6 protein-coding genes are annotated in these 9,795 nt (G+C 69.7%); 3 read left to right on the top strand and 3 right to left on the bottom strand.

The features are described 5' to 3' along the window. Nucleotides 1–489: 489 nt before the first annotated feature. From QQK25_RS10545 to QQK25_RS10535, 3 genes are read right to left on the bottom strand one after another with little or no spacing between them, the layout of a single operon-like run. Nucleotides 490–1,923 carry an efflux transporter outer membrane subunit gene (locus tag QQK25_RS10545; protein WP_284187885.1) on the bottom strand — a complete coding sequence of 478 codons (1,434 nt, stop codon included), beginning with the start codon at nt 1,921–1,923 and terminating at the stop codon, nt 490–492. Beyond that, nucleotides 1,923–5,045: an efflux RND transporter permease subunit gene (locus QQK25_RS10540; protein ID WP_284187884.1), complete on the bottom strand. Its 3,123-nt coding sequence runs from the start codon at nt 5,043–5,045 to the stop codon at nt 1,923–1,925. Before QQK25_RS10540 ends, QQK25_RS10545 begins: the two co-directional genes overlap by 1 nt. A 2-nt stretch (nt 5,046–5,047) precedes the next feature. Further along, on the bottom strand, nt 5,048–6,235 hold the full coding sequence (locus tag QQK25_RS10535; RefSeq protein WP_284187883.1) for an efflux RND transporter periplasmic adaptor subunit: 1,188 nt from the start codon (nt 6,233–6,235) through the stop codon (nt 5,048–5,050). A 210-nt stretch (nt 6,236–6,445) separates the two neighbouring features. On the opposite strand from QQK25_RS10535, the gene QQK25_RS10530 reads away from it, so the two are divergent. From QQK25_RS10530 to moaA, 3 genes are all read left to right on the top strand, one after another. Next, nucleotides 6,446–7,846: an ATP-binding protein gene (locus QQK25_RS10530; protein WP_284187882.1), complete on the top strand. Its 1,401-nt coding sequence runs from the start codon at nt 6,446–6,448 to the stop codon at nt 7,844–7,846. Between the two features lie 3 nt (nt 7,847–7,849). Further along, nucleotides 7,850–8,524 (top strand): response regulator, encoded by a 675-nt coding sequence (locus tag QQK25_RS10525; RefSeq protein ID WP_284187881.1) that lies wholly within the window; start codon nt 7,850–7,852, stop codon nt 8,522–8,524. A 181-nt stretch (nt 8,525–8,705) separates the two neighbouring features. After that, a complete protein-coding gene (gene moaA / locus QQK25_RS10520) occupies nt 8,706–9,794 on the top strand; it encodes a GTP 3',8-cyclase MoaA (RefSeq protein WP_153161495.1) in 1,089 nt (362 codons plus the stop codon). Nucleotide 9,795: the final 1 nt, after the last annotated feature.

Genomic DNA, 9,795 nt, shown 5'->3' with positions numbered 1-9,795 from the left:
CAGTTCGCCATCCTCTATACCGATCGCTTCATCCCGGCGATGGCACGGTGAGCCGATTCTTCCTGCGCTGCCACGGCAGCGCAGGAAGAATCAAGACCGCCTCGAACACAAAATTACTGACACTCCCACCTTTGGGGGAAACCTGTTCAACGCTGACTTGAACTTGTCCAGCTTCGACTTGAACCGGTTCAAGTTGAAGATGAACTTGTTTAGCTCAGACTTGAACCCGTTCATCTCCAACTTGAACTTGCTTCCCTCGAAGATGAGGCAGTTCAAGTCCAACTTGAACCGGTTCAAGTGAAAGTTGAAAAACCTCATCTTCAAGCTGAACAAGTTCAAGTCCGACTTGAACCCGCGCCCCTCGGAGGGAAACTGCCCGCCCCGCCACCGGAGCCGACCACGCAGGCCGGGCCGTGCGCCTCGGCGGCAGCCCGGTGCGGCAGCCGTCCCGATGGGTGCGAAGATCGGAAAGCTCGGCATCGCCGCCCCTCACCCGCGGGGCGCCGGGGTGGCGCTGTCGCCGCCGCCGAGCACCTTGTACAGGGTCACCGCGTTGGTGGCGGCGGCGAGGCGCAGGCTGACCAGGGACTGGCGGGCGGCGTAGAGGGAGCGCTGGGCGTCGAGGGTGCTCAGGTAGCTGTCCACGCCCTTCAGGTAGCGGGCTTCGGAGAGCCGGTAGCTGGCGGCGGTGGCCTCGGTGAGCTTGCGCTGGGCGGCCACCCGGGCGTCGATGGTGGGCCGCTGGGCGAGCGCGTCGGCCACCTCGCGGAAGGCGGTCTGGATGGCCGACTCGTAGCGGGCGAGATAGATCTCCCGGTCGGCCTTGGCGGCGTCCAGGCTGGCCTGGTTGGCACTGGCGTTGAAGATCGGCAGGCTCACCTGGGGGATGAAGGTCCACGCCCCCGAGCCGCCGGCGAACAGCCCGGACAGGCTGCCGCTGGCGGTGCCGGCGGTGGCGGTGAGGCTGATGCTCGGGAAGAAGGCCGCCCGGGCCGCGCCGATGCTGGCGTGGGCGCCCACCAGCTGGCGTTCGGCGGCGAGCACATCGGGGCGCTGGCGGAGCACTTCGGACGGCAGACCCACCGGCAGCGCGCCCAGCGCGGTCACGCTGTCCAGCCCCGGGGGCGGCAGCAGCGAGTCGGGCACCGGGCCGCCCGCCAGCAGCACAAGCGCGTTGCGGTCGGCGGCCACCTGGGCGGTGTAGGTGGCAACGTCCCGGCGGGCCGTCTCCACGCTGGTCTCGATCTGGCGCAGATCCAGTTCGGTGCCGATGCCCACCTCCACCCGCTTGCGGATCAGCCCCTGGCTGGCTTCCTGGCTGGCCAGGGTGTCGCGGGCGAGGGCCAGCAGGGCCTCGTCGGCGGAGAGGGTGAGGTAGGCCCCGGCCACCTCGGCGATCAGGCTGATGCGGGTGCTGCGCAGGGTGTCCTCGCTGGCGAGGTATTGCTGCAGGGCCTGGTCGCGCAGGTTCTGCAGCCGGCCGAAGAGATCCACCTCCCAGCCGCTCACCCCCAGCGCCACGCTGTGGGTGCGGCTCGTCACCGCCTGCCCACCAGCCAGATCGGCCGGGGTGCGCTTGGCGGTGGTGCCCGCATCGGCGCTCAGTGCCGGCAGCAGCTCGGCCTGCTGGATGCGGTAGGTGGCGCGGGCCTTGACGATGGCCTGGGCGGTGGCGCGCAGGTCGCGGTTGTTGGCGAGCGACAGTTCGATGAGCTGGCGCAGCCGCGCATCGACGAAGAAATCCTGCCAGCCGATGGCGGCAGCGGAGCGGCCGTCATCCGTCGTCTCCACCGCCTTGCCGCCGGTGGCGGGCCAGGTCGATTCCACCGGGGCGGCGGGGCGGGCGTAGTCCGGCGCCAGATTGACGCAGCCGCCCAGCATGCCCGCCACCAGCAGGGTCAGGCTCAGGGTTCGCAGTTTCATCAGTGTTCTCCTTGCAGGGCGGGCGCCGGCGTGGCCGGGCGGGCAGACAGCCGGCGCACCGCCACGAAGGCCAGGGGAATGAAGAAGAGGCCCAGCACGGTGGCCGACAGCATGCCGCCCAGCACGCCGGAGCCGATCGCCACCCGGCTGGCCGAGCCGGCGCCAGTGCTCACCGCCAGCGGCAGCACGCCGAGGGCGAAGGCCAGCGAGGTCATCAAAATGGGCCGCAGGCGCAGGCGCACCGCCTGCAGGGTGGCGTCAATGAGGCTGGCGCCCTCCTCCTGCAGCTGCTTGGCAAACTCGACGATCAGGATCGCGTTCTTGGCCGACAGGCCGACGGTGGTGAGCAGCCCGACCTGGAAATACACGTCGTTGGAGAGGCCGCGCAGGCTCGCCGCCAGCACCGCCCCGAGCACGCCGAGGGGCACCACCAGCATCACCGAGAAGGGCACCGACCAGCTCTCGTAGAGCGCCGCCAGACAAAGGAACACCACCAGCACCGAGATCGCGTAGAGCAGCGGGGCCTGGGCGCCGGAGAGGCGCTCCTGATACGACTGGCCGGTCCATTCGAAGCCGATGCCTTCGGGCAGCTGGCGGATGATCGCCTCGATGGTGTTCATCGCGGTGCCGGAGCTCACCCCTTCGGCCGGTTCGCCGACGATCTCGTAGGCGGCCATGCCGTTGTAGCGCTCCAGCGCCGGGGAGCCCATCGTCCAGCGGCTGGCGGTGAAGGCCGCGAAAGGCACCATCTCGCCGTTGCCGTTGCGCACGTGCCAGCCGGCGAGATCCTCGCCCATCGCGCGGGCCGGGGCGTCGCCCTGCAGATACACGCGCTTCACCCGGCCCTTGTCGAGAAAATCATTCACGTAGCTGCCGCCGCTGGCGGTGGACAGGGTGTCGTTGATGTCGCCCATCGCCAGCCCGAAGGCGCCGGCCTTCTGGTCGTCGATGGCGAGCTGGAAGCGCGGGGTGTCGTCCAGCCCGTTCTTGCGCACCTTGGCGAGGCTCGCGTCCTTCGCGGCGAGGGCCAGGAACTGCTCCCGGGCCGCCACCAGCTTGTCGTGGCCGATGCCGCCGAGATCCTGCAGCTCCAGGTCGAAGCCGCTGCTGCTGCCGAGGCCACGGATCGCCGGCGGCAGGATCACGAAGATCTGCGCGTCGCGCACCGCCGACAGATCGCGGGTGGCCCGGCGGGCGAAGGCGGCGGCGCCGCTGGCGGCGTCCTCGCGCTCGGACCAGTCCTTCAGCTTGATGAAGGCGCGGGCGGCGTTCTGGGCGTTGCCGGCGTTGCCCATGCCGTTGATGGTGATGAGCGCGGCCACCTCGGGCTGCTGCAGCATGTACTGCTCGAGGGCGCCCAGGGCGGCGCTGGTGCGCTCCTTGGTGGCGCCGGCCGGAAGCTGGACCATCGCGATCACGAAGCCCTGGTCTTCCTCCGGCAAAAAGGACGTGGGCAGGCGCAGGAACATCACCGACAACAGCCCCACCAGCAGCCCATACACCACCGCCGCCCGGCCGCCGCGCCGCAGGATGCCGGCCACGCCGCCCTGGTAGCGCTGGCTGCCCCGGTCGAACACCCGGTTGAACCACGCGAAGAAGCCGGTGTGGTGGCTATGCCCGGGCTTGAGCAACGCGGCGCACAGGGCCGGGGTGAGGGTGAGCGCCACCAGCACCGACAGCAGCATGGCCGCCACGATGGTGATCGAGAACTGGCGGTAGATCACGCCGGTCGAGCCGCCAAAAAACGCCATCGGCACGAACACCGCCGACAGCACCAGGGCGATGCCCACCAGCGCGCCAGTGATCTCGCCCATCGACTTGCGGGTGGCCTCGCGGGGCGACAGGCCCTCCTCGCTCATGATCCGCTCGACGTTCTCCACCACCACGATGGCGTCGTCCACCAGCAGGCCGATGGCCAGCACCATGCCGAACATGGTGAGGGTGTTGATCGAGTAGCCGAAGGCCGCCAGCACCCCGAAGGTGCCCAGCAGCACCACCGGCACCGCCACCGCGGGGATGAGCGTGGCGCGCAGGTTCTGCAGGAAGAGATACATGATGAGCACCACCAGCACGATGGCCTCGATCAGGGTCTTCACCACCTCCTCGATGGAGATGCGCACGAAGGGCGTGGTGTCGTAGGGCACCACCACCTGCAGCTGCATCTCGGCCGGGAAGAAGCGGCCGAGCTCGTCGAGCCGCGCCTTCACCCGATCGGCGGTCTGCAGCGCGTTGGCGCCGGCGGCGAGCTTGATGCCGATGGCCGCCGAGGGCTTGCCGTTGTACTGCACGCTCACGTCGTAGCTCTCGCCGCCCAGCTCGATGCGGGCCACGTCGGAGAGATGCACGACGGCGCCGTCGGCGGTGGTCTTGAGGACGATGGCGCCAAATTGCGCCGGCGTCTGCAGCTTGCTGCGGGCGGTGATGGTGGCGTTGATCTGCTGGCCGCCCCGGGCCGGCAGGCCGCCCACCTGGCCGGCGGTGACCTCGGCGTTCTGCGCCTGGATCGCCGACTTCACGTCGGAGGGCATCAGCGCGTACTTCTGCAGGCGCGCCGGGTCGAGCCAGATCCGCATGGCGTAGCCGCTGCCCAGGGCCTGCACGTCGCCCACGCCCTCGACGCGGCTCACCGGGTCGAGCAGGCTGGTGGCGATGTAGTCGCCGATGTCGATGGCGCTGGTGCGCGGGTTGTCGGACACCAGCGAGACGACCATCAGGAAGTCGGTGCCGGTCTTGGTGACGCTCACCCCCAGGTTCTGGACGATCTGGGGCAGGCGCGGCTCGGCCTGCTTGAGCTTGTTCTGCACCTGCACCTGGGCCACGTCCGGGTCGGTGCCGGCGTCGAAGGTCAGGGTGATCGACGCGGTGCCGGCCGAGGTGCTGCTGGACGACATGTAGGTGAGGTGGTCGAGGCCCTTCATCTGCTGCTCGATCACCTGCACCACCGAGTTCTCGATGGTCTCGGCCGAGGCGCCGGTGTAGGTGGCCGAGATGGTGATCTTGGGCGGGGCGATGTTGGGGTACTGCTCGAGGGACAGCCGGCCGATGGACAGCGCGCCGGCCAGCATCACCACGATGGCGATGACCCACGCGAAGATCGGGCGGTCGATGAAGAAGCGGGCCATGGTCAGACTCCCGGCTTTCCGTCGGCCGGGCTGTTGCCGGCCAGTTTGGCATCCACCGCCACCGGCGCCACCACGGCGCCCGGGCGGGCCTTCTGGCTGCCCTCGACGATCACCCGCTCGCCGGCGGCGAGGCCGGACGTCACCAGCCAGCTGTCACCCACCGGGCGGCCCACCGCCAGCACCCGCTGGCTCACGGTGTTGCCCTCGCCCACCACCAGCGCGGTGGCCTCGCCTCGGGCGTTGCGGGACACCGCCCGCTGGGGCACCAGCAGCGCGGTGTCGGTGACGCCTTCGTCAATCACCGCCCGCACGTACATGCCGGGCAGCAGCTCGCCCTTCGGGTTGGGGAACACCGCGCGCAGCGCCACGGTGCCGGTGCCTTCATTCACGGTGATGTCGGCAAACTGCAGCCGGCCTTCGCGGGCGTAGGCGCTGCCGTCCTCCAGGATCAGCTTGACCGCCGCCTGCCCTTGCCCGCCGCGGCGGATCTGCCCGGCCTCGAAAGCGCGCTTGAGGCGCAGGGCGTCGGCGCTGGCCTGGGTGAGATCCACGTAAATCGGGTCCATCTGCTGGATGGTGGCAAGCGCAGAGCTCTGACCGGCGGTCACCAGCGCGCCAGGGGTCACCGCCGAGCGGCCGATGCGGCCCGACACCGGCGCCGTCACCCGGGTGTAGGCGAGGTTGATGGCGGCGCTCTCCAGCGCGGCGCGGGCGGATGCCACCTCGGCCTCGGCTTCCTTCAGCGACGCCTGGGCGTCGTCGGTGTCCTGCTGGGAGACGGCCTTGATCTCGGCGAGCTCCCGGTAGCGGCTGGCCTTGGGGCGCAGGGTCTCGAGGTTGGCCTGGGCCTTGGCGAGCGCTGCCCGGGCGCTGTCGTGGGCGGCCTGGAAGCTGGCCGGGTCGATGCGGTATAGCAGCTGGCCGGCCTTCACGTCGGCGCCTTCGGTGAACAGCCGCTCGCGCACGATGCCGCCCACCTGGGGCCGCACCTCGGCCACCACCGTCGACGCCGTGCGGCCCGGCAGTTCGGAGGTAAGTGTGAGCGGCCGGGCCTGCAGCGTGACCACGGCGACCGCGGCCGGGCGCGGCGCAGCGGCGGCGGGCGCCGCCGACGTGTTGCAGCCGGCAAGCAGCACGGCCAACACGGCCGCGGCGAGGGCCAGCAGGCGGGGGGTGAAGGGAGTGCGCATGGGGTTTCCTTTCCAACGTATCCGGTGGCGGCCGGCCTGTCGCAGCGGGGGGCGACGGCCGATCTTTGATGACCCCGATTGTGGAAACCGAATGTGCAGAAAAATTGGAGACATTGTGGAGATCGCCCCGCCCTGTTGATCTCCGCCCCCGGCGGGGGCTTAATGGCGTCCCGGCCCCCGCCCAGACTCGTCACCCCGCCGCTCACGCCCATGAAACCCGGAATCACGACCAAGGTCTTCCTCGCCGTCCTGCTGGTGGCCCTCGCGGTGCTGCTGGCGATGGGCGTGGCGGGCCGCTGGAGCTTCACCCGCGGCTTCATCGGCTACATGGACGAGCTGGCCCTGCAGCGCCTCGAGGACAGCATCCCGCGCTTCACCCAGGCTTACGCCAAGAACGGCAACTGGGATTTCCTGCGCGCCAACCGCCGGGTGTGGTTCCACCTGTCGTCGCCCCACACCCGCGAGGAAGACCAGAACAAGACCATGGCGGAGATGCCGCCGCCGCCCGAATCCGACCTCACCGGCGCGATCTTCCGGCTCAGCCTGCTCGATGGCGAACAGCGCTTTGTGATGGGCAACAGCCACAGCGCCGAGGAGGCCAACGCCGTGCGCCGTCCCATCGTGGTGGACGGGCGCACCGTGGGCTGGCTGGTGATGGCGCCCTTCCAGAGCGCCAGCGGCACCGGCGTACAGCGCTTCTTCGACGAGCAACTCCACGCCACCCTGGCCATCGGCGGGCTGGCGGCGCTGTTTGCGGTGGCGATCTCCCTGTGGATCGCCCGCGGGCTGGTGGCGCCCCTCAAGCAGGTGGCCGCCGCCACCCATCGGCTCGCCGCCGGCGACTACGCCGAGCGCGTCGAATCCACCACCAGCGACGAGGTGGGCCGGCTGGCGCAGGATTTCAACCGCCTCGCCCGCACCCTGGAAGCCAACGAGCGCATGCGCCGGGATTTCATGGCCGACGTCTCCCACGAGCTGCGCACCCCACTGGCGGTGCTGCGGGGCGAGCTGGAAGCCATCGAGGACGGCGTGCGGCCGATGAACGCCACCTCGATCGAATCCCTCAAGACCGAGGTACTGACCCTCGCCCAGCTGGTGAACGACCTCAACGAGCTGGCCCTCGCCGACGTGGGCGCCCTCGTCTATCGCAAGGCGCCGGTGGCGGTCGCCGAGCCGCTGGATCACACGCTGGCCGCCTTCGGCGACCGCCTGCACGACGCCGGCGTCGGCCTCGAAACCGACTTCGCACCGGGGCTGGTGGTGTCCGCCGACGAAGCGCGGCTCGGACAGCTGTTCCGCAACCTGGTGGAAAACAGCATCCGCTACACCGACGCCGGCGGCCTTCTTAAAGTGATCACGCGCCGCGACGGCAACGAGGTGTGCATCGACTTCCTCGACTCGGCCCCTGGCGTGCCGGACGAACTGCTGCCGAAGCTCTTCGAGCGCTTCTTCCGGGGCGAGCAATCCCGCAACCGGGCCACCGGCGGCGCAGGGCTCGGGTTGGCGATCTGCCGGCGCATCGTCGAGGCCCACGACGGCAGCATCGCCGCCCACGCCTCGCCCCTGGGCGGCGTGTGGGTCGCGCTGCGCTTCCCGGCGCTGGAGGGCTGACCGATGGACGCCCCCTTCCGCATCCTGATCGTCGAGGACGAACCCAAGCTCGCCGCGCTGCTGGGCGACTATCTCAAGGGCGCGGGCTTCGAGACCGCCTGGATCGCCAACGGGCTGGAGGCGATGCCGGCCATCCGCGCCCGCCTGCCCGACCTGATCCTCCTCGACCTGATGCTGCCCGGCCGCGACGGGCTGGACATCTGCCGCGAGCTGCGCGGTTTCAGCGCCGTGCCGGTGATCATGATGACCGCCCGCGTCGAGGAGATCGACCGCCTGCTGGGGCTTGAGCTGGGCGCCGACGACTACATCTGCAAGCCCTACAGCCCGCGGGAGGTGGTCGCCCGCTGCAAGGCCGTGCTGCGCCGCGCCCGCCCCATTGCCGGCGAGATCCAGCCCCTGCAGATCGACGAAGCCGCCTGGCGCGCGGTGTATCACGGCGTCGAGCTGGATCTGACTCCGGTGGAGTTCCGCCTGCTGCGCGCCCTGTCCCGCAGCCCGGGGCGGGTGTTCTCGCGGGAACAGCTGCTCGACGGCCTGTACGACGACCACCGGGTCGTCACCGACCGCACCGTCGACAGCCACATCAAGAACCTGCGCCGCAAGCTGGAGCACGTCACCCCCGACGCGCCGCCCATCCGCTCGATCTACGGCGTCGGCTACAAGTACGAGTCGCCCTGAGCCCACCGCCCGGCGCCTTCGCGCCGCGTTCTGAGCACCCGCAGCGCAAACGCCGCTTGCTCTACCCCGCCTCGCCGCCGATAATTTTCAGGCGGAACATCCGTCGCCTTGTTCCACGACAAGGCGACCCGGGAGGCATCCCGATAGAAGGAAAGCTGCCCCCGTAAGCCCCTGCGAGACGATGAATCAGCGAGTCATTCCCCTGGTCGACGAGCGCCTGCTCGGCCAACAGCCCCAGATCCCCGCCCACCTGCCGGCCCCCACCGGCCAGTTGCTGGACAGCCGCGGCCGTGCGGTGAAGGATCTGCGCATCTCGGTCACCGACCGCTGCAACTTCCGCTGCGTGTACTGCATGCCCAAGGAAGTGTTCGACAAGGACTACGCCTTCCTCCCGCGGCAATCCCTCCTCAGCTTCGAGGAGATCACCCGCATCGCCCGGCTGTTCGCCGCCCACGGCGTCACCAAGATCCGCCTCACCGGCGGCGAGCCGCTGCTGCGTCGCAACCTTGAGCGTCTGGTGGCCCAGCTGGCGGCCATCCCGGGGATGGAAGTCACCCTCACCACCAACGGGGTGCTGCTCCCCAAGAAGGCCGCGGCCCTCAAGGCGGCGGGGCTGTCGCGGGTAACCGTCAGCCTGGATTCGCTGGACGACACCGTCTTCAAGGCCATGAACGACATGGACGTGCCGGTTTCCGACGTGCTGGCAGGCATCGACGCCGCGGCCGCCGCCGGTCTCGGCCCGGTCAAGATCAACATGGTGGTCAAGCGCGGCATGAACGACCAGGAGATCGTCCCCCTCGCGCGCCACTTCCGCGGCAGCGGCCACATCCTGCGCTTCATCGAGTTCATGGACGTGGGCAGCTCCAACGGCTGGCGGATGGACGACGTGATCCCCTCGGCCGAGGTGATCCGGCGCATCGGCGAACACTTCCCCCTCGAAGCCATCGACCCCAACTACACCGGCGAAGTGGCCGAGCGCTGGCGCTATGTGGATGGCGGCGGCGAGATCGGGGTGATCTCGTCGGTCACCCAGGCCTTCTGCTCCACCTGTACCCGGGCCCGCCTGTCCACCGAAGGCCGGCTCTACACCTGCCTGTTCGCCCAGAGCGGCCACGACCTGCGCAGCCTGATGCGCGACAATCGCAGCGACGCCGAACTCTCCGCGGCAATCGGCAGCATCTGGCAGCAGCGCGGCGACCGCTATTCCGAGATCCGCACCGCCGCCACCGCGCCGCTCCGGAAGATCGAAATGTCCTATATCGGTGGCTGAG

Source organism: Zoogloea oryzae (genome assembly GCF_030161255.1).
GTDB lineage: Bacteria > Pseudomonadota > Gammaproteobacteria > Burkholderiales > Rhodocyclaceae > Zoogloea > Zoogloea oryzae.
This window is presented reverse-complemented; position numbering and strand designations above follow the sequence as displayed.

What these genes read in the sequence shown, in the direction of transcription:
- QQK25_RS10545 (WP_284187885.1), bottom strand. Translation starts at nt 1,923, where the DNA reads ATGAAACTGCGAACCCTGAGCCTGACCCTGCTGGTGGCGGGCATGCTG.
- QQK25_RS10540 (WP_284187884.1), bottom strand. Translation starts at nt 5,045, where the DNA reads ATGGCCCGCTTCTTCATCGACCGCCCGATCTTCGCGTGGGTCATCGCC.
- QQK25_RS10535 (WP_284187883.1), bottom strand. Translation starts at nt 6,235, where the DNA reads ATGCGCACTCCCTTCACCCCCCGCCTGCTGGCCCTCGCCGCGGCCGTG.
- QQK25_RS10530 (WP_284187882.1), top strand. Translation starts at nt 6,446, where the DNA reads ATGAAACCCGGAATCACGACCAAGGTCTTCCTCGCCGTCCTGCTGGTG.
- QQK25_RS10525 (WP_284187881.1), top strand. Translation starts at nt 7,850, where the DNA reads ATGGACGCCCCCTTCCGCATCCTGATCGTCGAGGACGAACCCAAGCTC.
- moaA (WP_153161495.1), top strand. Translation starts at nt 8,706, where the DNA reads ATGAATCAGCGAGTCATTCCCCTGGTCGACGAGCGCCTGCTCGGCCAA.